General features: G+C 64.1%; 1 protein-coding gene. It reads right to left on the minus strand.

The window, feature by feature from the left end; genetic code table 11:
* On the minus strand, positions 1-214 hold a 214-nt coding region (locus AAEZ08_RS22875), incomplete at its 3' end, for a PAAR domain-containing protein (protein ID WP_500125170.1).
* Positions 215-276 lie beyond the last annotated feature (62 nt).

Consider the following 276-nt stretch of genomic DNA (forward strand, 5'->3'; position numbering starts at 1 on the left):
GGTCGTGCTCGAGCGCGACGACCTTGCCCATCACGGTCATCGTGCGCTCGCCGCCGTCCGACACGATCACGCCCGGCGACTTGCACGCCGCGCAGAACACGGCTGCACCGAGATACGCGAGTTCGCGCCCGTCGAACGACGAATTGGCGATCCCTTCGAGCACGACGCCGCCATGATCGGTCGTGTCGCCCTTCAGAATGAATTTGCGGCTCATGATGTCGGTTCTTCCCTCGGAAACGCCGCGCAACGCAACCGCGCACGGGTATCGTGATACTG

This window comes from Pseudomonas sp. E45-MNA-CIBAN-0222, from assembly GCF_040310405.1.
Lineage (GTDB): Bacteria > Pseudomonadota > Gammaproteobacteria > Pseudomonadales > Pseudomonadaceae > Stutzerimonas > Stutzerimonas stutzeri_AC.